Source organism: Bradyrhizobium sp. Kon37, from assembly GCF_055807535.1.
The window spans coordinates 61,723-87,006 of the sequence record NZ_JBVVOY010000018.1 but is presented as its reverse complement, the minus strand read 5'-3'; the positions used below and the strand labels follow the sequence as shown (position 1 = coordinate 87,006).

The window sequence follows — 25,284 nt, the reverse complement described above, 5'->3', positions numbered from 1 at the left end:
CTCACCATACTGCCCCTTCACTGTGGCCAGATTTACGTGATCGATCTGGCGCGAAATACGGGTCCATGCGAGCTATTTTCGTGGAAAGGCGCAGTCTCTCTCTTTCTGTGCCGTAGCATCAATCGCGGTGCGACAACGTCCGCATTGACAATTAGGCTGTTCGCGCTCCTAACCACCGCCGCGACAATTCTACCCAGTATGTCGATCCCAACGAGAGTATCTCGTCATTGAAATCGTAACTGGTATTGTGAAGAGCGCAGGGACCCGGCCCGTGGCCCTCCTCACGGTGCTCCCCGTCCCCGGCCCCCACAAATGCGAAGGCGCCAGGGCGCGCCTGTAGCATGTATGCGAAATCCTCGGAGCCCATTGTCGGTACAACGTCCGTGTCCACTCTCGCCTCGTCAACAATCGATTTCATTACTTCCCCCGCAAAGCGTGTTTCAGCCGACGCGTTCACCGTGGGCGGATAGCGTTTAATCGTGAGTTCGGCCCTACATTCATATGCCGCGGAAAGATTTTGGACGATCGTCTGCATCCTGGACTCGATGAGATCCAATGTCTTCTCGTCGAAAGCTCTTATGGTGCCGGCAAGTGTGGCTGTATCTGGGACGATGTTTCTCGCCTCGCCCCCATTGAACTGAGTGACAGATAATACTGCTGCATCCATTGGATTCTTGTTGCGGGTGATGATGCCCTGGAGCGCCGCGACGATTTGTGAACCCGTCAAGATGGGATCCTTTCCATCATGCGGAAACGCAGCGTGCGCGCCAACCCCGATGATCCGAATGTCGAAATTGGTGCATCCCGCCAAAATCGGACCAGGCCTAATGCCGAAGCTGTTTACAGGCAGGCCTGGCCAATTATGCAAACCGAAGACTGCGTCGACCGGAAACTGTCTGAAGATACCCTCATCCACCATCACCTTCGCGCCCGAGCCATTTTCCTCCGCCGGGGAGAAGATGAATACGATTGCGCCATCGAAATCTCGAGTACGTGCCAAATGGCGAGCAGCGCCCAACAACATCGCCATGTGCCCGTCATGACCGCAGGCATGCATCTTTCCGGGATACTGCGACCGATGCGCGAACCCGTTGAGTTCCTGCATCGGCAGGGCATCCATGTCCGCGCGTAATCCGATCGAGCGCTTCCCGTCACCAACGCGCAGCACGCCGACCACACCCGTGCGACCGAGGCCACGGTGCACCTCGATGCCATATTCTTTCAATGTCGTGGCAATGAGATCCGACGTTTCGGTCTCCTCGAAAGCCAACTCCGGATGAGCATGGAACCAGCGTCGCAATGCCCTCGTCTCTCCTTCCGCGGCCTTTATCTCTGGGATGGTTCGCATTGTGAGGCTCCGGTGGAAGTATCTGCGCTAGTCGCCTGACAGGCATTGTTTTCATTTACGACGTTCAACTTCGAGCAGCGGTCGGCGCGCGCGCTGAATTCGGCTGAGAAACAGCTCTGTTGACGTGGTCCAGTAGCGAAGTCATGGCTAAATGTAGCGAACGCCGAAAGACTGATTTGTGCGATAAATCGCATGCCGGCGCTCTAATCCAGCCTCAAGGCGCACCTCTTGGGCGGATTTCTGCCAAGCATGGCTGACCAGGCGATCGGATGATCGCTGCACAGTAGTCATGGGCGAAGTGAAGCCGCAGGACCGAGACTGTGTGCGTCCTATCTTCAATTCCTCATGCTCTCGGGCTGTTGCCGTACTGCGGCCATCATTACACTTCCGCTGAGAACAGCGAATGCAGCCATGTTTCGTTATGGGCAGCGGCAACTCGAGATTCTGTCCGCAGCTATTCTTCGATTCCAGACCACAACGCCACAACCAGACCGACGACTGTCTCTACGGTCGAACGAGTGCCGGCTCGACGAGACAGGAGGTTCACAGCACTTTTCCCGGGTTCATGATTCCAAGCGGATCGAGCATCGCCTTGATGGACCGCATCAGCTCGATTGCAGTCTTGTCCTTCACATCAGGCAGCTCGTCGCGCTTGAGCACGCCGATGCCGTGCTCGGCCGAGATCGAGCCGCCCATGCGCAGCACGATGGCGAACACGACCGCGTTCATTTCGTGCCAGCGCGCCAGATAGTCCGCGGTGTTGGCGCCGATCGGCTGGCTGACATTGTAGTGCAGATTGCCGTCGCCGAGATGGCCGAACGGCACCGGCCGCGCGCCGGGGATCAGCTTGACCATGGCTTCATTGGCCTCGGCGATGAAGGTGGGCACGGTGGCCACCGGCACCGAGATGTCGTGCTTGATCGAGCCGCCCTCCGGCTTCTGCGCCGACGACATCTCGTCGCGCAGTCTCCAGAAGCCGGCGCGCTGGGTGAGGTTGGCCGCGATCACCGCGTCGTCGACGATCTCGTCCTCCATGGCGCGGCCGAGGATGGTTTCCAGCGGCGTGCGGGCGTCATCGCCGGGCGAAGACAATTCCATCAGCACGTACCAGTCATGCTTTTGCGCGAGCGGATCGCGCACGTCGATGCCGTGCCGGATCGAGAAATCGACCGCCATCTCCGACAGCAACTCGAAGCTCGTCATCGCATTGGCGGCCTCGCTTTGCGCGATCGCCAGCAGCTTCAGCGCGGCGTCCGGCGACTTTAGCCCGACGAAGGCGGTCTCGATCGACCGCGGCTTCAGAAACAGCTTCAGCGTCGCCGCCGTGATGATGCCGAGCGTGCCTTCGGCGCCGATGAACAGGTTGTGCAGATTGTAGCCGGTGTTGTCCTTCTTCAGCTTCGACAGCACGTTGAGCACGCGGCCGTCCGCCAGCACCACCTCGAGCCCCAGCGCCATCTCGCGCGCGACGCCATAGGCGAGCGCGGCCGTGCCGCCGGCATTGGTCGAGAGATTGCCGCCGATGGTGCAGCTCCCTTCTGCGCCCAGCGACAGCGGAAACAGCCGGTCCACGTCCGCGGCCTTCTGTTGCGCGATCTGCAGCACCACGCCGACCTCGCAGGTCATGGTGTTGGAGGCGGTGTCGATCTCACGGATCTTGTCGAGCCGCCGCAGCGACACTACCACCTCGCCATTGTGCGGGGTCTGGCCGCCGACGAGCCCGGTATTGCCGCCCTGCGGCACCAGCGCGATCCCATGCTCGGAGGCGAGCTTGCAGATTGCGGCGACTTCGGCGGTCGAGCCCGGGCGCAGCACCAGCGGCGAGCGGCCGTGGAACAGATTGCGCTCCTCGGTGACATAGGCCTCGATGTCGGCCGCATCGGTAATGGCGTGCCTCTCGCCGACGATCTTGCGGAATTTCCCGATCAACTCTGGCAGAAGCGGCGCTGCGGGAGTCCTGCTGATAGTCACGACCGTTACCTTCGAAGCGGCGCCGACATTACAGCTGTCGGCAATGCAAATTGCGGAAAATGCAGCGCAAAAACAATGATTCAGCCGGCAAGTCGATCGCCTGCGCCACTGCATCGATAAATTAGAGCACTGGGGTATTCTGGCCTGACTGTCTGCTCAGGCCACTCCGACGGGCCGCTCAATGCTGGCGGACGAGCCTGACTGGCAGCATCAGCATACGGGGTTCGCACATACAATCACTGAAATCGGGCGGCTCAACAGTCGGACTGCACCGCTTCTCCTCATCCAGCGTCCCTTAATAGCCGCGCCGCATGTCCACGGCGTTCCTCATCGGCTCGTTCTTCAGGAAGCGGCCAATGTTGTCGCCAAAGATGGAGAACACCCGCTCTGTATAATTCGTTGGACTTCCCGCCACATGAGGCGTCGCAATCACGTTTGGCATATCCCACAGCGGGCTGTCCTGGGACAGCGGTTCGTGCTCGAAGACGTCGAGCATCGCTCCGGCGATTTCTCGCGTCTGAAGAGCCTTGATCAAATCTGCCTCCACCACGACATTACCTCGGGCGATGTTAACGAGAAAGGCATCACCTCGCATGCGCGCGAACTCCGCTGCGCCGATGAGCCCGATTGTGTCTGCGGTCGCGGGCACAGCCAGAACCACAAAGTCGCACAGCGGAAGCAACTCTTCGAGCCTGTCGGGGGCAAACAGGTGGTCAACACCCTCGACTGCTATGGAAATATCCCGTTTCGAGCCTACGACTGTCATTCCAGCGCTCTTGGCGCGGCGCGCGATGGTCGCTCCGATGGAGCCCAGTCCGACTACTCCGAGCGTCTTCTCAGCTAGGGGCGCCACATAACGCGGGTTCCACTTTCGTTCGGCCTGCTCTTGCAAGAACCTCCGGAAATCCCAGTGCAGCATCGTTACGCCGGCCATCACAAAGTCCGTGATGATGTCGCCGTGAATTCCGCGTGCATTGGTGACGGTGATGTGACCCGCTCGATCGCGAATGGGCAAGATGGAATCAACACCGGCGTTAGTGCATTGAAACCAGCGCAATTTCTTCGCCTTATTGAACAGCTCTACAGGGAAGCGAGACGCGAGCAGTGCATCTGCCTCACCTATGTAACGCTCTAGCCGTTCGGGATCGGGCGCGCTGATTGCGCGAACCTGCGGAAAACGCTCACCGATGAGTCCTGCGTATGTTTCGGCAGCAGGATGGTTGAGGAGCACAGTAAGTGCTGGAACTTTATCGGCCATATTGATCTCCGAAACGTGACGATTTTAGCCGGCTGCCGCACGTTTGTTGCCGCTTGTCACGCAGTGTTCAGGGTACTCGGGGGGGCGACGCCACGCATTCTAGTCGACCTCGCAAAGCGACGTCGACAAGCTACTCCTTCAGAACGCTTGCGTCGTTCGCGACCCAAGAGGCGACACACGCATCGCCGATCCCGGGTAGTGCTTCAGCTGAGACGTTGAGCACCTTCGACGTCAAATGCAATCCATACTCCGTGCGAAATTCGACGATGGTCGCATCACCAATGAATGTCATTTCGACAATACGCCCCTGAACTCCACGTGGATTTCCGACGGCTTTGTCGAGGCGCAAATGTTCGGGCCGCACACAAAGCGTCGCATCCATATCTGCCTCAGGCCGATGCGCGGCAGCCAAGTCCTCACCGCCAGGCCCCTGAAGGACGCCGGACCTGAGCTTGACGGGGATGAGATTTACCTCACCCACAAAACTGGCAACAAACAAATCGGCGGGCCTGCGATAGATGTCCTGCGGTGCGGAAACCTGCCGTATCCGGCCCTCATGCATCACCGCTATCCGATCGGACATGGCAAGAGCCTCATCCTGATCATGGGTGACATAGATCATCGTCTTGCCGACTTCCTTATGCAGGGTCTTGATCTCGTTCCTGAGATGCTGGCGCAACTTTCTATCCAGCGCACCGAGAGGTTCATCGAGAAGCAGGACAGGTGGTTCGAAAACCATTGCTCTGGCAATCGCCACTCTCTGCTGTTGACCGCCGGACATTTGGTGAGGGTATCGTGAGGCCAGGGCAGTTAGGTGCACCTGGTCAAGGACGCGATGCACGCGGGTTTCGATCTCCGCTTTAGGCATACGTCGCATCCGAAGCGGATATGCGACATTCTCGGCGACCGTCATATGCGGGAATAGGGCATAGTTCTGGAAGATCACGCCGAGTTCGCGACGGTGGGGCGGCAGTCGCGTGATATCCTTGTCATCCAACAAGATCTGACCGCTGTCCGGCAACTCGAAACCAGCGATCATCATCAGAGTTGTCGTCTTTCCCGATCCGCTCGGGCCCAGCAATGAGACGAACTCTCCGGGCGATATCGTAAGGCTGATATTATCAACGGCTGTTGCGCGGCCGTACCGTTTGTGCAGGCTATTCAGCACAATCCCGCCGGTCTTCACATCAGCGCTGGTCAACCCGGCTTTCATCAGAATTTGGGCTCCATTTGGTGCTCTGTTCGCCTGTTAACGTGCTCTCGTACCTCAGACACTTTTTCTGCGCCGAATCCAGGCACTCACGATGATGACAGCCGCGGCCAGCACCACCTGCAGAGTGGCCACCGCCGAAATGGTGGGATCGACGCCTTGCGAGATGCTTTGCCACATAAGCATAGGCAGAGTGGTGATCACTCCGATGCCGAGGAACAGCACGTACACGACATCATCGAAGGAGTGCAGAAAAGCAAAAAACGCGGCCACGATAAAGGCCGGCGTAATCAGTGGAATAGTGATCGTGCGGAATGTGGCCCCGGGCCCTGCGCCAAGGCTGCGAGCCGCCCGCTCATAGGCGGGGTTGAGATCACGAAGATTAGCGACAATAAGGACCACTACGTAGGGGATCGAGTAGACGGCTTCGCCAAGCGCGAGCCCGAACTCGGTGCCCTGAAGGCCTACCCGAGCCAGCACGAAATAGGTGGCAATCGCCACCACGATGGTCGGCAGGATGATAGGGGAAAGCACGAGAGCAACCACTGCTCCGCGACCAGGTATGCGGCCGCGCGCAAGACCGAAAGCAAGTGTCGCCCCGAGCGCCATTGCCATGGAGGTTGCCATCAGTGCGACGCGTATACTTGTAAATGTCGCATTTGTCCAACCAGCATCGGAGATGTACGCTTGATAGTTGTGGAGCGAATAACCAGGCGCGGGGAACTCGAAAAAGGCGGACGAACTGAACGAGAGATATGCCACGACCAGTATCGGTAGGAGAAGAAGCGTTCCTAGAAGGGACGAAACGATGGATACACCATAGCCGCCCAGAGAGGGCAGCCAGCGGTCGAGAACGTTAGCCGCAGACCCAAGATGCATTAGCCACTGCTTTCGCGTGCGGGGACTGGCAACGGCATCTTGACCGGTTTTCTCGTCGGACAATCCCAAAAGCTGATTGATTGGAAAGAAGCGGGATCCAATCCACAGCGTCGCCAGCACCGAGACCAGAAGTACGATGGACAGCGCGGATCCGGAGCCCCAGTTAAGATGATCAACCACCTCGCTATAGATCTGCATCGTGATCGTGAAATCGGACAAGCTGCCGAGCAGTGCCGGCGTGATGTAAAAGCCAAGGCAGTTGACAAACACGAGCAGCACTGCGGCCATGACGCCCGGCAAGCTGAGCGGCAGGAACACCGTCAGAAACGCCGCAATAGGGCTCGCACCGTTGGCTCTGGCGGCACGCAGCAGCTTTTCATCAATGCTCGACATGACGGTGTACATAGGAAGGATCATGAGCGGCAAGACTATCTGGGTCATGCCAATGATCACGCTTGCGCGGTTGTAGAGCATTGAAATTGGCTGGGAGATGAGGCCTAATTTGAGCAGGAGATCATTGATAATCCCGCCGCGCCCCAGAAGAACGATCCACGCGAAAGTGCGCACCAATACGCTGGTGAAGTACGGCAACACAACCGCAATGAGAAGGAATGTGCGCAGGCTCGATGATTTGCTCGTCGTCAACGAGTAGGCCATGGGATAGCCAAGCACCAAGGCGAGCGCGGTGACCGATATGCTTATCTGCAACGTGGTGCGCAATACGGCCAGGTAGACCGGATCCCCACCGATTCTTACAAAGCGCGCGAACGTCCAATTGGGCATTCCGAGCGAAAGCATCAGGAGCCCGGCGAGCGGCACGAGAAAGAGCAGCGCAAGGAAGATACCGCCCGGCAGCAGGAGCCAAGCCCATGGCGTGGGCCCGGCCGAGTGCGCGACCGCCGACGACTCTGACGGGACGTTGCCTGTCGGCAGGATCACTGTACGCGCCATGCCAGCCACCGGTCTCCGATGTGCTCGAGATTGGTTTTGCCGTCGGGACGCTTGGCCGCAAGCCAAGCAGAATCCTCGTGGATCACCTTGGAGGAATTTTCAGGATTGATGCTGAGCAACGGGACCTGATCAGAAGGCAGATGGTCGAGCTGATTTATGTTCGGGCCGGGATACCCCGTTCCTATGGTGAACTCGGCAGCAACTGCCGCTCGATTTACGAATGCAATCAGCTTCTGCGCGTTTTCGCTGTTCGGGCCACCCTTCAGAACCGTCCAATAGGTGTAGTTCACGTATGCCCCGTCCCAAATCATCTGAATAGGGGCACCCTGACGAATTGCGCTGATCGCGCGGCCGTCGAAGCAACTCGACATTGCGATCTCCCTATTGAGAAGCAATTGAGGCGCCTCGCTTCCCGCACTCCACCATTTGCTGATGTGCGGCCTGATTTCGTCGAATTTCTTAAGGGCCCTGTCGATCTTGTCGTCGCTGAGCGGCCAGATGTCAGATTTCGGCACCCCATCGGCCAGCAACGCGAACACGATGTTGTTTTTTGCATTTGCCGGCAACTGAGTGAGACCGCGGGGGCCAGGAAACGCCTTGACGTTCCAGAAATCGCCCCAGCTTTTTGGACCATCGTTTCCAAGCGCGCGCTTATCATAGGCCAACGTCATGGCCGATGCGATCACTGGGACTGCGCTTTTGAGACGAACCGATTGCTCAGTCCCCTTTGTGGATTCAGCGTCCCAGAGGCTATAATTGATCGGGACGAACATGCCCGCTTCGTCCATCGATGGAAGGGTAGACGCCTGTATGAAGGCCGTATCCCAATCAACACGGCCGGCTTGGTTCATCGCCTTAACCTGAGGCTCGGCAACATCGGCAACGACGTCGACCACCTTGATGCCGGTTGTTTCGGTAAAAGGCTCGTAGACGTATTTTCGAATGCCTTTAGTAAACAGACCGCCCCAAGAGAACGCGATGACTTGACCACTACCGGCAAGCTTGTCCTGCGCAAAGGCAACTGTCGATCGCGCGAGTGCGGGAATAGCCATTGCGGCGGCGGCAGCACGAAGCATGCTCCGGCGGCTAAAGCCGGACGGTTGATGTTCAAATAAGTCGCTCATAGCTTCCCCTTCTTGATCTCGTTCCGTGAACGCCGCGACAAGGCAACAGTCCGGGCGCGGAGTGAACCTAACCTCGATCGAAGTGGGCTCCGAAAGCGCTTGCCTAGCCCTATCAGAGCGGCTAAGTTCGGAAACACACGTTGTAATTGAAACCACTGTAGAGTCGCGATCAACTTGCGAAGGATGCCCATTGCCTACGTCCACCGATGGATGCAGCGTATGCTAAGTTCTGCTCAGAATAGGGGAAGGTTGGCACGAAAACCTGCGATGAAACCGTTCTAGAAGCCTAAATACTGCACGAACAAACCTAGCCGCGATGTATTCATGCGGATTTCGTGCCGCGTGAAGCAATCAAAGGCGTCCACATCGCGAGGCAGCCGCGAAGTGGAAAAGGGCTGCCACGCGACTGAAAGGGATGCGGAAAGCGGATCAGGTTGCGAACTAACGAGCTCTGTGATTCGCTGCGCGCGTTCGCGCTGGTCCTCTTATCGGGGCCTGTCGGTACGCTTGCCCAATTAGTGACCAAGAACGTGTGAACTGATCTGCGGCAGATCGTTTGGTTGTGCTGCCAGAGCTGCACTCAACGCGAGCTTCTGGTTTAGCCAACCGAAGATGCAATCATCGGAAGTCACGAAGTTTTCGATGCATCCACCTGCGCTTTTGATCATCCGGGGCATGGTCAGATCCAGATCAATGCGCTCCTCAATACATTCGGTCTGTAGTTCCATCGCTTCCGAGACCCTAACAGCCCCCCGCCCTCCCGTGACTACGAGAACTGGGCATTTCAATCGTCGGATCAATTGCGTGCGCTGTGCAGTGACGCTCCCCTCCTCCCGCGCCTCTGCAGCTCTAGTCATCCAGACTACAGACGCCTGCATGCGTGCCCAGTTCCAAAGGCCGCCATCGCAAACCGCCGCAACCAGGCGGCGGTCAGAGGTCGCGAAGTCAGTAGCCAAAGCAGCCGAAAGTCCTTCTCCATAGACGCCGATCCGAGCGGCGTCGACGTCGGGGCGCCCAGAGAGGTAGTCCAAACAGGATGACAACAAGGTTTGCGAAAGGCCCCGCGCGGGATGGGAGACATCGCGGTGAGATAGGACCAGGAGCGACATGCATCGATCGGTCACCGCGGGTAGAAGTCTTGCAAGCAACGTGGCTTCTGATTCGTCTTCCATGCTGATGCAAATGACGGCGGGTGCAGGTAGGGCACGATTACCAGCAGGAACATAATAGGCCAGAAGTTCGGTACAGCCCCAGCTTTCGATTGTTACTCGCTCGACTTTCGCCAGGCCCACTTCAAGGCATTGAATTCCAGCCTCAATCCTCGCTGTCACTTCCCCGCATTGAGGATCGTTCTCATGAAGCAGTCGTCTGGCCACTTCAAATGCTGTTAGCGCACAAAGCCGCGCCTCGGCCGCTTCGTTGCTGTCGCCTTGGCTTGCCTTCAAATCTCCGATGATACATTGTTCATCGCCGAGTGTTGTCCACTTGGTAATCCAGCTCTGGCGAGTTGTACATCCCTGGTCTTGCGCTCCAGTTACGTTGTCTAGAAAGGCTGCGGCACGTCGCCTTACTGATGCAAGACCCCCCCCTTTATCACAGCGAGTAATATACTCCATGCAATCGGTCCCCCTCGAGCTGGGCCCCACTCGCGCGAGGTTCATCAGCTATTTCATTCCATGTGGAGAGGACAGGAGCCGCAGCAACTGCATTGGCAAAGAAGTCGACTTTGGCTTCTGCTCATCCTAATTCTAATGAAAATATTACGGGACGACTAAAGTCGAAGTTCCGCGATCTGGCGCTTTGCAAACTCGAAATTCTGCGCCTAATAGCGATAACCTGCATATTTTCGCAGTGTGCTTTCGCCGCGTGGCGCCGGCTGAGTTTAAGAGCTTACCGATATGCGGTAGCGAGGGGGACGAGCTTCGTCTTAAACGAGAACCGCGCGACTGCATCAGCGAGGACAACACTGATGCCCTTCCGCGGATCACGGTGACGCGGTCTGACCTGCCTGTCCAAGAACGAACAGAAAGGGAGGCGTCACATAGGAGCACATCTTCTATCGCGAGCCGGCTTACTTCGCGAGCTCATCCATCACTTGCTTGGTCGCTTTGTAAGCCAGATCAACGATCTCATCGATTTCAGCTTCGGATACGACGAGGGGAGGGGCAAATCCAAGGATGTCTCCGTGCGGCATAGCTCGTGCAATGAGCCCCCGATCGCGAGCAGCCTTGGAGATCCGCGCCCCCACCTTGAGTTCTGGATCAAATCGGCGCTTCGTCTGACGGTCAGCAACAAACTCCACAGCGCCGAGCAAGCCCACACCTCGAACTTCGCCTACGATCTCCAGCTGTGCAAATTTTTCCTTGAGCCGCTTTTGGAAATGCGCGCCGACGGTCTTGGCGCGGTCGCTGAGACGTTCCCGCTCGACAATATCAAGCACCGCATTGGCAGCAGCTGCCGCAATCGGATGGCCGGAATAGGTGTAACCATGCGAAAATGCACCAACTCGATCCGCCGCCTCCTCCATGACGGCATATACCTTCTCGCCAATAATGGCGGCGGAGAGCGGGACATAGCCGGACGTCAGGCCTTTTGCGACCGTGACCAGATCCGGTTCCATGTCGTAAAGCGTGCTGCCGAAATCAGCGCCGGTTCGACCGAAACCGCAAATAACCTCATCTGCGATCAGAAGAACATCATAGCGCCTAAGCACGGACTGAACCTCGCGCCAGTAGCCGGCGGGCGGGGGCGTGATCCCGCCCGTGCCAAGCACCGGCTCGGCAATAAATGCGCCGATCGTTTCTGGACCTTCCCTAACGATTAGCTCTTCAAGCTCCGCCGCCCGCCGACGAGAAAACGACTCTTCCGTCTCGCCCGGCTCGGCTCCCCAGTAGTGGTGAGGCGCGCCCGTGTGCACAATACCCGGAAAGGGAAGATCCATATGATCGTGGTAAAACGACATGCCGGTCATTGAGCCAGAGATCACTGAGCAACCGTGATAGCCCCGCTCGCGCGAGATGATCTTTTTCTTCTTAGGCTGGCCACGAAGGTTGTTGTAATACCAGACAAGCTTCGCCTGGGTTTCGTTCGCATCCGATCCCGACAGACCGTAGAATACCTTGCTGGGCTTACCAGGAGCCATTTGCACGAGACGGTGCGACAAAGTGGCGAGCTCCTCGGTCGTGTGCGCCGCATACGTGTGGTAGTAGGCGAGTTGGTAAGCCTGTCGCGCAATGGCTTCAGCCACTTCGGTCCGGCCGTATCCGATGTTTACGCAGTAGAGTCCCGCAAACCCGTCGATATAACTGTGTCCCTGCGCATCTTCGATGCGGATACCTTTTCCTCCAGTGATGATCGTCGGATCACCAATCTTACCGGTGGCGAAGTCTTTGAGCTGAGTGAAAGGATGGAGAACAGTCGAGCGATCTTGTTCAGCGATAGTCTTAATCTTGTTCATTCATTTCCTCCTAAGCCGCCAAGTCGCCGAAGCACACGTACTTCAGTTCCATGTATTCCGATAGACCGTGCCGAGAGCCTTCGCGTCCCAGTCCTGACTGCTTCCATCCACCGAACGGAATGGGCGGACCTGTAAAGGAAGCGGTGTTGACACCGAGCATGCCGCACTCGATTCTCTCAGAGAGCCGGAGCGCTCGACGCAGGTTGCCGGTGTACACGTACCCGGCCAAGCCCATTTCGCTCGAATTAGCTCGATTGATGACCTCTTCTTCCGAGTCGAAAGGTAGTACGGCAGCTACTGGCCCAAAAGTTTCTTCACGCGCGATGAGCATGTCGTCGGTGACTTGAGTGAGCAGAGTCGGAAGAACGAAGTTCGGGCCCAAATTGTCATCTTTCTTCGCGGTGATGACTTGCGCGCCCTTTACGACCGCATCGACGATTTGCGCCCGGCACTTCTCGGCCACCGAAAGCTTCGTCATTGGCCCGATATCGCTAGCAGGATTCAAGCCGTGACCGACCTTGAGCTGAGCCATTGCCGCGCTAAGCGCTTCAACGAACGTATCGTGAATGCCCCTTTGTACGTAAATGCGATTCGCCGCGAGACAGTCCTGACCCGATGTCGCAAACTTGGCAGCCATCACACCTTTGACGGCTTTCTCAAGGTCGACGTCATCAAAGATCAGGAAGGGAGCATGCCCTCCGAGTTCGAGCGAGACTTTTTTAATGGTCTGGGCCGACCCCTCCAGAAACAAGCGGCCGACCTGGGTAGATCCCGTAAACGAGAGGGCTCGTACTCTGGTGTCGCGCAACAGAGGCGTTGATAGCTCGATGGGCTCACCCACTAGACTCTGAAACACGCCGGCGGGAAGACCTGCCTCCTCTGCCAATCTGGCCAGGGCGAGAGCCGACAATGGCGTCTCCGGCGCTGGCTTCACGATGATCGGGCAGCCCGCTGCAAGAGCTGCACCCGCCTTCCGTGTGATCATCGCGATGGGGAAGTTCCACGGAGTTACCGCCGCCGCGACCCCGATCGGATGCATCCGCACCTGAAGCAGACTGTCAACCTTATGACTCGGAATCGTCTCTCCGTATGCGCGCTCCCCTTCTGCGGCGAACCACTCGAGAAAAGCAGCCCCGTACTCAACCTCGTACCGCGCTTCCGCCAGCGGCTTGCCCTGTTCGCTGGTCACCAACGTGGCAAGGTCTTCCGAATGGTCGCGCATCAATGACGCCCAAGCTCGGAGAATAGCTCCACGCCCTGCCGGCAAAAAGGCTCGCCAAGCCGGAAACGCTCGCTCAGCCGCCTCTATTGCGAGCGTCATGTCCGCGGCACTGCAGCGCGCAACGTCCGCAATGATTTCGCCCGTAGCGGGATCCATCACGACGTCTCTTTGGCTGCCCGCAATCCAGCGACCGGCAATGAGCGCAGCCCCCGCGACAAAGTCGCGGCGACGCAGCGTCCGAAGGCATGTTGCAGCGACTCCGGCCATCTCCGGATGAATGGTTCGGGCAGCTTGAAAGGCCATCTGTAAAGTCCCGCGGGCGGTCGCTTGTTGAAATCCATCAAGCATTCAGGATACTAATGTTGCCAACCGATTTGCGTCGCATTTTGCCGGGAGTCGTTGTGTTTTCTGCACCACCGCGGCATTCTGCGACGAAATTCACTCGGAGCCTTGATAATGCAATACGACCGGACGGACGCCCGCATCCTTGAGATCGTCCAAAAGAACAATCGCCTGACCTCCGAGGTGATCGGCGAAATGGCCGGCCTTTCTGCTACCGCGTGTCAACGACGGCTGAAGAGACTTCGTTCGGAAGGCATCATCGAGGCCGATGTGTCGATCGTTTCGGCGAAAGCGGTGGGAAGGCCCATCCAAATGCTGGTAATGGTGACTCTGGAACGCGAGCGTTCGGACATCATCGATAAGTTCAAGAAGGCTATCAAAGGTTCAGCTGAAGTCGTCAATGGATTTTACATCACCGGCGATGCTGACTTTGTTCTGTACGTCACCGCGCGCACGATGGAAGATTACGAGCAGTTCACCCGCCGTTTTTTTTATGAGAACTCGGATATCAAAGGGTTTAAGACAATGGTGGTGATAGACCGCGTGAAGTCGGGTTTTGCGATTCCTGTGGAAATTCCCGACGAGGAGTGACCGGACAAGCTCTGGTGCCTCTCCACGATCACCACATTTGTGCTCGTTCTCTTCGTTGGCTTGAATAGACGGCGACAACGTCGCATTCTCACTCCACTACTTTTTATTGACTATCATTGCTTGGAGTTCGAACAAAAACTCAAAGCCGCGAGCCGCTTCGCTGACGTTCGGCTGACGACCTTGCTGGCCGCTCTGTGATCGACGCGTTATGGTTCATCGATGGATCAATCCATGGCGCAAGCTTTCGGACTTGCATTGAGACGGTTCTTCTGCGGCGCTTCAACCTAAGATATCGTGGTCATGGACACTCTGGGGCGGCGAAGAGCAAGCCTGGGCGCCAGCTCAGGCGATCCGCCGAAGCCAAACTGTTCTTCCTTTGCCAAACTACTCGCCCGACTTGACCGATTGAACGGGGCTTCCCAAGCGCAAACAGCTGCTCCGAGGGCGCCGCCCGAACTGTCGATGCGGTCTGCGCCGCCGTCGACGAAGCCATGACAGCATCCCCCCCGAATAATGCGCGAACTAGCTCGAAAATACAGGCTATCGAACTAATGCCATCACGCTTTAGTCGGAGCCGGGCTGAAACCACGCTCCCAACTGTCAGAGATCAAGCTTCGAGAATCGCGACGATTCGTCCGGCCGGAGAATTCGGCGTCAATGGTATCATCGCGCCGCTCGGCTATTGCACGTTCCGCGCATGGACCTGGCAAGCGTTTTCGTTGGCATTTCGATTCCAGCGCCGACTGCGCCAGCACCTCCTTGCGCTCGACGACCTCCTTGAAATGCGGCGTCTCCGCGAGTTTCAGACGCACGATGAAGCCGACGCCGACGAGCAGGATGCTGATCAGAAACGGCACGCGCCAGCCCCAGCTCAGGAAGTCCGCTTCGGGCAGCTGCGTCATGAGACCAAAAATGCCGGTGGACGCGGCGACGCGGACAGGGAAACCGATCTGCACCAGGCTGCGTAGAAGCTGCGGCGATTGCCGGCGTGCTCTCCAAGGTGTAATGTCACTTGCGCTATGATGAAGATCCCGGTGCATTGCAAATATGTATGACCGCCGTATCGTGCCGTTGGATGCTCGCCCGGTCTCCTTTTGCGACGCGGTAGCTTGACTCGATCGAGCTAGCTGAACACCGGCCTCGGTGGCGCTCAATGCTTTCGTTGACAATCTCACCCGGACTTTTTTGCTCGGGATAAGAAGCAAAGTGCAATTGGTGTTCGTAGACCGCTCTGCTCATTCTAGTGGCACGGCTGCCGGCGTGAAGAGGATGACCGTAACGGACTGCTTCAAGATCGTCCCAATGAGTGCCGCCAGCCGAACAGTGATCGCATCCTCGCTCCCCGAGTCTGCGTTCGCGCGCTTTTTTCATCGCTTACTTGCACATAACGCGCAAAATCGCCGCTTTCATCTGTTTAGTATCCTTTGCAGTCGATGCTTGAGGCGAGAAAGTGTTTGTGCGACCATTCGTCGAAACAGGACCGAAACAACGAACATTCTATCGTTCGGTCGCGCGAATTTTTGCTCTCTGACGAGACGAGCCGATGTGCGGTGACTCAGGAGTTCGTCTGAGGGTTAGCTTATGAAATCGCACCTCGTCTGACTATCATTCAATATTGACGCGGTAGGTGACCGGTAGCAGTTGCTGAATCATCGCTGGTGAGCGAGTTATGTCAGACATCACAACGGCGGATTCTATTCAGGCGATTCGAACCGCCGCCTCCGATCGACTGAGTGACGCTTCTACTTCCATCAAGTGGCTAAGGCGCGGCAGATCGCTGCCTTTTGGCGCGCTGGTCCGAGAGGCGGCGCTTCGCCGCACGCGTTAGGAATGAGTCAATTTCCGGTACATCTCGAAAATCCAGCATCGACGATTTAGATTGCCGCGGGGCAGACGCGTTTGAAAACGCTCTTGGTCACCACAGGCGGCCGACGCTAGGTGACAGAGTCAATTTGGTCTAGACGTCTGGGAGGTAAGCTAAAACGATATGACGGACATCCCCAAGCCCCGGACGTTCAACGCCGACGGTATCACCGCGCCTTTCCGACATGCCACCTTCCGCCGTATCTGGCTCGCAAGTCTGCTGTCCAATCTTGGCGCTTTGATCCGGGGAATCGGCGCAGCTTGGGCGATGACGCAGATGACATCGTCAGCGGACATGGTGGCACTTGTACAGACCGCGCTGATGCTGCCGGTTATGCTAATCTCGATGCCGGCCGGAGCGATCGCCGACATGTATGACCGGCGCAGGATTATCCTGTATTCGCTTGGGATCGCGTTGACGGGCGCGAGTGCGTTGACAACGCTCGCCTGGCTTGATCTCGTGACGCCAACTCTCTTGCTGGCACTGTGCTTTCTGGTAGGTTGCGCTGTGGCGCTATTGGACCCCGCCTGGCAGTCGTCCGTAAGCGAGCAAGTCCCCTCTGACGCTTTACCCGCGGCGATAGCGTTAAACGGCATCAGCTACAACCTCGCGCGAAGCGTTGGGCCTGCGCTCGGAGGGATTGTCGTGGCAGCCGCCGGTACAGTGGCTGCGTTTGCTATTAACGCCCTGTTGTATCTGCCATTGATGTTTGCTCTATTTCTGTGGAAGCGCGCCCCTGAGCCATCGCGTTTGCCACCTGAAAGCCTCCATCGCGCTATCGTTTCGGGCGTTCGCTACATCATGAATGCGCCATCGATTAAGATTGTGTTGACTCGCGCCATGGCGATGGGCTTGTTCGGGGGCGCAATCATTGCTCTGATGCCGCTGGTCGCCCGCGATCTCCTGCACGGGGGTGCCGAAACCTATGGCATTATTCTCAGTGCCTTTGGTCTGGGCGCGGTGATCGGTGCGTTCAGCGTCACAGAGGTTCGCAAGCGTATGACGGGAGAGGCCGCCATTCGGGCCTGCGCACTTTCGATGGGCGGTGCTCTCGTGGCGGTAGCGATAAGCCGCGAGCCACTTCTGACGGCCGTCGCGCTCGTTTTGGCTGGCGCGGTATGGATGATGGCATGGGTACTTTTCAGCATTGGCGTGCAATTGTCAGCGCCGCGCTGGGTAACAGGGCGAGCGCTTGCGGCCTACCAGGCGGCCAGTTCCGGCGGGATCGCCGTCGGAAGCTGGGCGTGGGGCCATGTGACTGACGTCGCCGGAGTAAATGTTGCGCTCTTACTGGCGGCCGCTTTGCTGGCTGTCTCTCCGCTGCTCGGGTTTTGGTTGCCCATGCCACGCGTCAGCGCACGGGGCGAAGAACCTGAGATGCTAGACGATCCGAAAGTGCGTCTGGCACTGAGCGGACGCAGTGGGCCGCTTGTCGTAGAGATAGAATATCGGGTCGGGCAGGAGAACGCCCGCTCTTTCCACAATTTGATGCAGGACATTCAACTCTTCCGTCAGCGCAACGGAGCCTATGGCTGGTCGATCGCCCGAGATATTGCAGATCCGGAACTGTGGACAGAGCGTTATCACTGTCCAACGTGGCTCGACTATTTGCGCCAGCGCAACCGTGCGACTAAATCGGAGCGCGCGCTGGATCAGCGGGCAACGGCCTTCCACATCGGTCCAGAGCCTGTGCGTGTGCGACGCATGCTCGAGCGCCCATTCGGATCCGTACGCTGGAAGGAAGAGGCGCCCGATCGCGCTGCGGCCAAGGAGTTAGACAGCAAGCACGAGCACGGTGCGGTGAGCTAGTTGCAAGTAACATATCCGCGGCGCTGCAGAGATGGCATCAGCCCAGTCCCGATCTGCTCCGGCCGCATACCACGAACTCCTGCAGGAGCGAGGCGGCCCAGTAGCTGAAAAGAGCAAAGGATGAACTTATCAGAAGGAAGCGCTCGATTGCGCTTCCTGGGCCACAGTCAACTTCGCCTGCCGAACCGCACAGGGGCTCTGAAAAAGGGGCCACCCCCGAAGGAGTGGCCCGCCAAGTCAGGGAGGAAATGCCCCCATGGGAGGCCTCGGGGATCAGGCCGCAGCCTGAACGATTGGTGAGTATGGCAGGCCAAGACTTTCGGCCACGGCCTTGTAAGTTAGCCGGCCACCATAGACGTTCAGGCCCGCTCGCAGATGATGGTTCTCAAGGACGGCTGCAAATCCCTTGTTGGCGAGAGCCAGTCCAAACGGCAGTGTGGCGTTATTCAGAGCTTGGCTCGAGGTGAGCGGGACAGCCCCGGGCATGTTGGCGACGCAGTAATGAATTACTCCGTCTATCTCATAGGTTGGTTCGGCGTGTGTCGTCGGACGAGATGTCTCGAAGCATCCGCCTTGATCGATCGCAACGTCAACGATGACGGCCCCCTTTCGCATCGCGCTCAACATCTTGCGACTAACCAGCCTAGGTGCGCTCGCTCCAGGAATGAGCACCGCCCCGACTACGACGTCCGCGGCAAATACCTCTTCCTCAACAGCCTCTATCGTCGAAAACCTGGTACGAACCCGCCCATCGAACAGCTCATCCAGTTGGCGAAGGCGAGCAATCGACCGGTCAAGCATTGTAACCTCAGCTCCCAAGCCGACGGCCATGCGGGCGGCATGGGTACCGACAACACCGCCTCCGATGACCACGATGCGCGCCGGCTGAACACCGGGAACACCGCCGACCAGGAGGCCACGGCCACCTGCATACCGCTTCAGGGCCGCACTGGCTGCCTCAATTGAAAGCCTACCTGCAACCTCACTCATCGGCGCAAGCAATGGAAGCCCCCCATTTGCATCAGTCACCGTTTCGTAGGCGATTGCGGTACATCCAGATTTCAAAAGGCCGTTAGCCTGCTCAGGGTCCGGCGCCAAGTGCAGGTACGTGAACAGAATCTGATTCTCTCGAAGCTGCGTCCATTCGGAAGGCTGGGGTTCTTTAACCTTTACGATCATCTCGCTAGACCCAAATACCTCGCGAGCGGAGCCCAGGAGTGTTGCACCAGCTTTGCGATACTCTTCGTCGCTAGCGCCGATGCCAGCCCCTGCATTGGTCTCGACCGCTACGCTGTGGCCGGCGGCAACATACTCGCGGACAGCTCCGGGCGTCAGACCCACGCGATACTCATGAGTCTTGATTTCCTTGGGAACGCCGACCTTCATTGCAATCTCCTTCGTGAGCGGCTCTTTGTAGTCGGAAGAGCGGTACGAACCTGCAACCCGGAAAGCCAAACAGCGCAGTAATCCGGCGATCTTCTGGGCACCATCGCAGGATTTCGAACAGTGGACCAGGATAGCCCGAGTTGCCAGGATATCAGAGTGACGGCGGCGAGTTCGCCTGATCCCAGTTGTCAGGCCACTTGCAATCAGGATGGATCCACGCTCGAATGCGCCGACTTCTCCGTTGTTTTGCCCCATTCGCAGCAATGCTCGTTCCGATAATGCGAGTAGCGCTTATGAGGGAGGCCCGCGGGTTCATCAACGATGGATCGGGTTTTTCAGAAGTTCGCTGAGCGATTGACCGAAAGCTCACACCGAAATGAAGCTCAGCAGAGCATGGCCGATGTCACCGCTGCGCTCAGTTTGTCATGCTTCGCATATCTTGCGTTGCCCAGCAGGCCCGGTGGTGTCCCGAACCTAATTTCGACGTACCCATCCTCCTGGACCGCTCTTTATTTGCAGCGTGGGTACGATTCCGTCGATCCGGTGGTACGTCGGGCGATCCGCGATCCTAAACCGTTCCGCTGGGGGCTTGGAATCGGGCCGCGAATGCGATCGGATTCAGAACGCACGCTGTTCGAAGAAGCCGCGAAATTCGGAATTCGCTCCGGATTCACATTCCCAATCCACGATGACCAGGGCGCGATCGCCGCGCTGAGCTTTGCTGCCGACGAGCATCAAACGGGTTTTGAGCGCTCGTTACTTGAGCACGCCCAGACCCTGCGACTAATCGCAAGCTTTTTCCATGCACACGCAAAGCGCTTTTGGACGAATGATCGAATGGTCGGTGGGGTGGTGCTGTCTCCTCGCGAGCATGAATGTCTCGGATGGTCCGCGCGCGGCAAATCAGCCGGGGAGATCGGGATCATTCTCGGGATCAGCGAGCGAACGGCGGGATTTCACCTGGACAACGCCCGTGCGAAGCTCGGTGTCAGCTCGCTTCGTCAAGCCATCGTGCTGCTAGCCGAATCAAACTCTCGAAAATACAGCGCCGGCCCGCCATAAACACCTGTGCAACTGCACAGGATGCGCTTGCCTAAATCTCTGTGCTTAGTTGCCGAAACAAAGCAGGGAGGCAAGAATGATGCAGCTCATCACGCCGGAGTGCTACGGCGAGTTCGTTCACGATCTCGCCGAGATGCACCGGCTGCGCTATTGCGTTTTCAAACAGCGCCTGGACTGGAACGTTGACGTCCGCGGTGACATGGAGATCGACGAGTTCGATGTCCTTCGACCCGTGCATCTCCTGAACCGCTCGACCGCTGGACGCATTCAGGGCTGCGTCCGGCTCTTGCCTTCAACCGGCCCGACCATGCTGAGGGACACCTTCCCAATCCTTTTGGACGGGCAGCCCACGCCACGAAGCGATCGCATCTGGGAGAGCAGCCGATTTGCGCTTGATGTTCCTCCGGATGCTCCGAAGGCGAGTGGAGGACTTGCTGCCGCGACTTACGAGCTGTTTGCGGGCATGATTGAGTTCGGCCTTTCCATCGAGTTGACCGAAATCGTCACTGTCACGGACGTCCGGATGGAGCGCATTCTTAGGCGCGCAGGCTGGCCCCTCCGCCCGATCGGAAAAGCTCGTCCTGTCGGAAACACCACGGCCATCGCTGGATATTTGGAGGTCTCGCCCAATGCGTTGCATCGCATCCGCAAAGCGGGACACATCTCAGGTCCGGTGCTCTGGGCTCCAGTCATCCGAGCGGCCGCCTAGAATCTGGAATGCAATCTCGGCATCGCTGCACATTGGAGCGGAAAGCCCATCTGATCAAGATTTACGATGCACAAACCACGTCGATCAAGATCCTCCCTTCAAGCCAGTAAGGCAATCGAACTGAAACACCTGAAGTCGGCTGTTGCTGCCGCCGACTGCGGCAGCATCCGCGGAGCCGCGGAGTTGTTGAGGTCGCAACAATCGAGTCTCAGCCGAAGAATCGATGAAATCGAGCACCAGTTGGGCATCGCAATCTTCGAGCGCTACAGCGGAGGCGTGCGACCGACGCGGGCCGGCCACGACGTGCTTCGGCTGGCAAGGAGCATTCTGGAAGAATTCGACGCGCTCCTCGCCACCGCGATATCTGTCCATAACAGCGAAACCGGCCGCCTGACCATCGGATTTTGCACCTCACTTTCGGCAGGCAATCTGCAGACCTCGCTACTCGCGTTCAAAGAGCAATTTCCGCAGATCGAACTTGTGACGGTCGAACGATCACGGACGCGTTTGGCCGCGGCGCTTCGAAGCGGCTCGGTCGATGTGCTGATCGTAACAGGAAGGCTTCAATTGTTGAACACCGAAGAAATGCCGCTTTGGAGCGAGCGCGTTCTGGTGGCGCTGCCCCACGATCATCCGCTCGCCGGGGGAGAGACTGTGTGCTGGAGCGACCTGCGCGGCCAGACAGTGCTGCTCAGCCATTATGACCCAGGAAAGGAACTCGAAGATCTTCTGATTTCCAAGCTCCTCTCGCCCGAGCATCGCCCCAAGATCGAGCGCCACGACGTCAGCCGTGGCATCATCAAGAGCCTAATCAGCATGAGCACGGGGATAAGCCTGGTGCTCGAGTCCGATATGGGGGCAAATTTTGCGGGCCTTGTCTACCGAGAGCTACGGGATGGCACGGGGCCCAGCCGCTTCGACTTTTCGGCCACTTGGCGCCCCGACAATGAAAACCCGGCCCTGCGGGAATTCCTGAAGCTGCTCTCAGCGCGCTACCCTTCGCCTCCGATTGGATGCTGACGCGCTCGGCGAGCTTTCCGAAAGCTCTTGTCGGCAGCCATGAACCGCGCCAGCATCGGTGCAATGAGTTTCGATGGATCCTGGATTGGCTGGCCAGTCTCTTGGGCGAGGATTTCAGCGTATGACACGAGATCGCGGTGCACGCTCGCAGGTAGTTCGTGTGTCACCTTGATGGGCTTATCGTCTTCTAAGGCTCCGAGTTTGAGTTTTGACATCGTCCTCATCCTCTGTACGGTTCGAGCACCAGGTCACGGTTGACGATCACCCGCAGGGGAAATCCCGGACGAATCGTCAAGGTCGGCTGGATGTTGAGATTGCGGCGGACCACCTGCTGGCCCGTCTGGTTCATCGAGTCCCCCGCCCCGCGGCGGAGCGCAGCGATGAGGTCGCTGTTGGTGCTACCCGTATCCGATCCGGCATTCACCTCGGTGCCGAGGGCGAGCAGCGTCGACAGCGCAGCGGCCCCCAACAGCTCTTTCCAATGATTGTCGACCTCATCCTCAAGCCCAGAGTAGCCCGCGACGTCCGCGCCCGGCTGCCGCTCCAGGACGATCGACCGTCCATTTGGCATGATGAGGCGCGTCCACACCAGGAGCACGCGCGATTGGCCAAATGCGACTTGGCTATCATACGTCCCGATCAGCCGGGCTCCTTGCGGAATAAGACGAGCTCGCCCGGTAGGGGAATCGTATACCGCTTCTGTGACTTGGGCCGTGATCTGCCCAGGCAGGTCGGACCGAATCCCCGTGATAAGAGCGGCCGGAATGACCGTTCCGGCCTGGACCACAAAGGGAGAGACCGGTCTTGCCAGGCGATCGAGGCTGGTGGTTCGACGGTCAACGGAAGCACTGACGAACGCAAGCTTTCGATCCTGGCCATTCTGGGCAAATGCTTCGTCGGATGATGGCGCTGCATTTGATGGGGCTTCACTTGCCGATTTGACAGGGGCCTGTGCGCGGACGTTCGTGCTGGCAAACACCTTGCTGGTGCGTGCCGCCTCGCTCTCCTGATTGACGCGCTGCTGTTCGGCGTCAATACCGAGCGGGCTGGCCGTTGAAGAGCCCTGTGCTGCAACGATCGGCCGGCCAAGATCGCCGGGTAAAGGTGGTCCAAGACGCGGCACCTCCTTCGGGATCTCAGTATAATCCTTCGGCAAGGTTGCAAGCTGATCGGCGACATTGTGGTGGTCGGTCGCGTAAAGCTCCTCGGCGGCCGGCGTGCGCGATCGCTTCTCCTGCAGAGCCCAGAAGACCGCACCAGAGATGAGCACCAGAAAAAGGGCGCTGCCACCCGCAAGCACCTTGCGCGATAGGCGGGTCACTTGCGGCCGATCTGGCCGGAGCCGAAGAGTTTCGGCGATATCTTCCTGCGGCTTAACCCGAGGAGCGTCGTTGGGTATGTCATTCGGCTGGCCAGTCTCTGTCACAGCGACCTCCCGTCGGTTCGGACGATCCTGACCTTCTGCTGGTGCTCCTCGCCCAGCCTCAGTTCCGCGGCCGCGAACAGCCGGTCGACGATCAGCACATTGCCGTAAGCGCGATAGTTGACGAGCTCGGTCTTGCCATCAGGCCCGATCACGAAGAGCGGCGGCATCTCGCCCTGGCCGATGCCGGGCGAAAACTCGATGTAGACCTTGCGCCCGTCGTCATAGGCATTGACAGGACGCCAGGGTGGGCTGTCTCCCTCGATGGCGTAGCGGTAGCGGCGCTGCGCCTGGTCCGGGATGACGGGTGTGGACGGCAGAGCTCGACTACGCGCGGTCCGATCCTCCGGATAGAACCACGCGACCTGTGGCATATAGGGCTTTTCGCGGGAGCGGAGCTCGACCAGGTAAGTACGCCGATCCGTGTTGACGACGAGATTGGTTTCGATCGCCGGACGTGTCGGCTTCACCATGATGTGCACACGTCGCATGTCGCCACTGCCGCTTTCGGTGTCGCCGACCACCCAGCGCACGGTATCACCCGCGGCAACTGGTCCCGCCCCGATCAGTTGCTCGCCGGGCTCCAAGGCGATGTCGGTGATCTGCCCCGGTGCGGCATAGACCTGATAGAGAGCGCCCGGACTATACGAAAACACCTGCACCGCATTGAAGTAGCCGGCTTTGCGCGGCTGCACGCGTGCCGCGTCATTCGCGGTCTCAATCCGCTCGACGGGTTCTTTGGCTTCCGCGTTCCTGCCGCCGCGCGCTGCCTTCCAGGCCGGCGGGACATGCAGCGGGCGCGGCCGATCGTCGGCGAGCGCCGGCAGATCTGGAGCTGGCGGGACATCGCTATCGTAACTGATTTGCGGCGGCTTGAACGTGGTGCACCCGCCAAGCGTGGACACACCAATAATAAGAGCGAGAGCCACGCGCGGGCGGCCCCTCTGTGACGCAATAACGAGACCTGACGGCATTGCTAGCCCAGCTCCTTTGACCAGTTGATGGCGTTGACGTAGATGCCAAGTGGATTCTTGCGCAGCCGATCCAGATCGCGCGGCATCTCCACGATGATGCTGACGATTGCGCTCCACCGCTCGGTTGCGGCAAGCTGACCGTTGTCGTAGCGGCGTTCGATCCAGGCCAGGCGGAAGCTCTCAGGGGAAGCCCGAATGACGCTCGAGACCTCGATCGCAATTTGCGTCTTGCCGAGTTTGGCGAATGGATCGTTGTTGCGGGCGTAGTCATTCAGTGCGGCCGCGCCGCGATCGGTTGTAAAGTCGTAGGCGCGGAGCCAGTTTTCGCGAAGGACGATGGCGTCCATCGGCAGGCCGCGCACATGCTCGATGAAGCGCGCCAGGTGAAAGGCTACTTGCGGGTCGGTCGGTTGATAGCTGGCGTTTGCCGGAGCAACTGCCTTGGCTTCGCCCAACTGATCAACCTCAACCACCCAGGGCGTGATCGTCCCGTGAGCGGATTGCCAGACCAGGGCGCCGGCGAAACCAGCGGATAAGAAGAGGGAGCCAAAGGCCATCAGGCGCCAGTTCTTGGCCTGCACGCGCGCAGACCCAATGCGGTCATCCCAGACCTGAGATGCGCGTTGATAGGGTGTGACGGCTTCTGGGGTGCGGCCATAGTGAACGGCCGATCGTTTGAACATT

At 58.5% G+C, this 25,284-nt stretch carries 19 protein-coding genes and 1 pseudogene; 5 read left to right on the top strand and 15 right to left on the bottom strand.

The features are described 5' to 3' along the window. Positions 1 to 151 precede the first annotated feature (151 nt). From AC0L3J_RS27465 to AC0L3J_RS27425, 9 genes are all read right to left on the bottom strand, one after another. Positions 152 to 1,348 (bottom strand): M20 aminoacylase family protein, encoded by a 1,197-nt coding sequence (locus AC0L3J_RS27465; RefSeq protein WP_473348972.1) that lies wholly within the window; start codon positions 1,346 to 1,348, stop codon positions 152 to 154. A 543-nt stretch (positions 1,349 to 1,891) separates the two neighbouring features. Next, positions 1,892 to 3,319 (bottom strand): FAD-binding oxidoreductase, encoded by a 1,428-nt coding sequence (locus AC0L3J_RS27460; RefSeq protein WP_473348971.1) that lies wholly within the window; start codon positions 3,317 to 3,319, stop codon positions 1,892 to 1,894. A gap of 295 nt (positions 3,320 to 3,614) precedes the next feature. Next, entirely contained in the window at positions 3,615 to 4,577 is a 963-nt protein-coding gene (locus AC0L3J_RS27455; protein ID WP_473348970.1) for a D-2-hydroxyacid dehydrogenase, read from the bottom strand. 130 nt (positions 4,578 to 4,707) lie between these two features. After that, complete coding sequence (locus AC0L3J_RS27450) at positions 4,708 to 5,790, bottom strand: ABC transporter ATP-binding protein (protein WP_473348969.1); 1,083 nt, start codon at positions 5,788 to 5,790, stop codon at positions 4,708 to 4,710. Positions 5,791 to 5,844: 54 nt separating this feature from the next. Further along, positions 5,845 to 7,617 carry an ABC transporter permease subunit gene (locus tag AC0L3J_RS27445; RefSeq protein ID WP_473333523.1) on the bottom strand — a complete coding sequence of 591 codons (1,773 nt, stop codon included), beginning with the start codon at positions 7,615 to 7,617 and terminating at the stop codon, positions 5,845 to 5,847. Next, positions 7,602 to 8,741, bottom strand: a complete 1,140-nt coding sequence (locus AC0L3J_RS27440) for an ABC transporter substrate-binding protein (protein WP_473348968.1) — start codon at positions 8,739 to 8,741, stop codon at positions 7,602 to 7,604. Before AC0L3J_RS27440 ends, AC0L3J_RS27445 begins: the two co-directional genes overlap by 16 nt. Positions 8,742 to 9,256: 515 nt before the next feature. Then, positions 9,257 to 10,357 (bottom strand): alpha/beta hydrolase family protein, encoded by a 1,101-nt coding sequence (locus tag AC0L3J_RS27435; RefSeq protein WP_473348967.1) that lies wholly within the window; start codon positions 10,355 to 10,357, stop codon positions 9,257 to 9,259. Between the two features lie 455 nt (positions 10,358 to 10,812). Beyond that, positions 10,813 to 12,198, bottom strand: coding sequence for an aminotransferase (locus tag AC0L3J_RS27430; RefSeq protein ID WP_085383649.1), 1,386 nt, complete (start codon positions 12,196 to 12,198; stop codon positions 10,813 to 10,815). Positions 12,199 to 12,208: 10 nt separating this feature from the next. Further along, positions 12,209 to 13,687 (bottom strand): NAD-dependent succinate-semialdehyde dehydrogenase, encoded by a 1,479-nt coding sequence (locus AC0L3J_RS27425; RefSeq protein WP_473349025.1) that lies wholly within the window; start codon positions 13,685 to 13,687, stop codon positions 12,209 to 12,211. A 189-nt stretch (positions 13,688 to 13,876) separates the two neighbouring features. Here AC0L3J_RS27425 and AC0L3J_RS27420 point away from each other — a divergent pair, with 189 nt between their 5' ends. After that, positions 13,877 to 14,353 (top strand): Lrp/AsnC family transcriptional regulator, encoded by a 477-nt coding sequence (locus AC0L3J_RS27420; protein ID WP_085348642.1) that lies wholly within the window; start codon positions 13,877 to 13,879, stop codon positions 14,351 to 14,353. Positions 14,354 to 15,084: 731 nt separating this feature from the next. On the opposite strand, the pseudogene AC0L3J_RS27415 reads toward AC0L3J_RS27420, so the two are convergent. Further along, positions 15,085 to 15,347: pseudogene (locus tag AC0L3J_RS27415) on the bottom strand (MFS transporter); the annotation flags it as partial. A 993-nt stretch (positions 15,348 to 16,340) separates the two neighbouring features. Between AC0L3J_RS27415 and AC0L3J_RS27410 the strand changes: the two are divergent. Further along, positions 16,341 to 18,026, top strand: coding sequence for an MFS transporter (locus AC0L3J_RS27410; RefSeq protein WP_473348966.1), 1,686 nt, complete (start codon positions 16,341 to 16,343; stop codon positions 18,024 to 18,026). Positions 18,027 to 18,299: 273 nt separating this feature from the next. Here the strand turns inward: AC0L3J_RS27410 and ald are convergent, their stop codons facing one another. After that, positions 18,300 to 19,412 (bottom strand): alanine dehydrogenase, encoded by a 1,113-nt coding sequence (ald, locus tag AC0L3J_RS27405; RefSeq protein WP_473349024.1) that lies wholly within the window; start codon positions 19,410 to 19,412, stop codon positions 18,300 to 18,302. A gap of 321 nt (positions 19,413 to 19,733) precedes the next feature. On the opposite strand from ald, the gene AC0L3J_RS27400 reads away from it, so the two are divergent. The 3 genes from AC0L3J_RS27400 to AC0L3J_RS27390 all read left to right on the top strand — a co-directional run bounded on the left by AC0L3J_RS27400 (position 19,734) and on the right by AC0L3J_RS27390 (position 22,203). After that, entirely contained in the window at positions 19,734 to 20,474 is a 741-nt protein-coding gene (locus AC0L3J_RS27400) for a helix-turn-helix transcriptional regulator (RefSeq protein WP_473348965.1), read from the top strand. A 76-nt stretch (positions 20,475 to 20,550) separates the two neighbouring features. Continuing rightward, the gene (locus AC0L3J_RS27395) at positions 20,551 to 21,183 is read left to right on the top strand and encodes an acyl-homoserine-lactone synthase (protein ID WP_473348964.1); all 633 of its coding nucleotides are present in this window, start codon (positions 20,551 to 20,553) and stop codon (positions 21,181 to 21,183) included. 66 nt (positions 21,184 to 21,249) lie between these two features. Then, on the top strand, positions 21,250 to 22,203 hold the full coding sequence (locus tag AC0L3J_RS27390; RefSeq protein ID WP_473348963.1) for a LysR family transcriptional regulator: 954 nt from the start codon (positions 21,250 to 21,252) through the stop codon (positions 22,201 to 22,203). Here the strand turns inward: AC0L3J_RS27390 and AC0L3J_RS27385 are convergent. Genes AC0L3J_RS27385 through trbF form a run of 4 tightly spaced genes read right to left on the bottom strand, consistent with a single transcriptional unit; the run spans position 22,176 to position 25,283 of the window. Next, on the bottom strand, positions 22,176 to 22,418 hold the full coding sequence (locus tag AC0L3J_RS27385) for a DUF2274 domain-containing protein (protein ID WP_473348961.1): 243 nt from the start codon (positions 22,416 to 22,418) through the stop codon (positions 22,176 to 22,178). The two genes, AC0L3J_RS27390 and AC0L3J_RS27385, sit on opposite strands and share 28 nt — an antisense overlap. 5 nt (positions 22,419 to 22,423) lie before the next feature. After that, a complete protein-coding gene (locus AC0L3J_RS27380) occupies positions 22,424 to 23,629 on the bottom strand; it encodes a TraB/TrbI/VirB10 family type IV secretion system protein (RefSeq protein WP_473348960.1) in 1,206 nt (401 codons plus the stop codon). After that, positions 23,626 to 24,600: a P-type conjugative transfer protein TrbG gene (trbG, locus tag AC0L3J_RS27375; protein ID WP_473348958.1), complete on the bottom strand. Its 975-nt coding sequence runs from the start codon at positions 24,598 to 24,600 to the stop codon at positions 23,626 to 23,628. The genes AC0L3J_RS27380 and trbG overlap by 4 nt, the downstream gene beginning before the upstream one ends. Positions 24,601 to 24,602: 2 nt before the next feature. Next, entirely contained in the window at positions 24,603 to 25,283 is a 681-nt protein-coding gene (gene trbF / locus AC0L3J_RS27370) for a conjugal transfer protein TrbF (RefSeq protein ID WP_473348956.1), read from the bottom strand. Position 25,284: the final 1 nt, after the last annotated feature.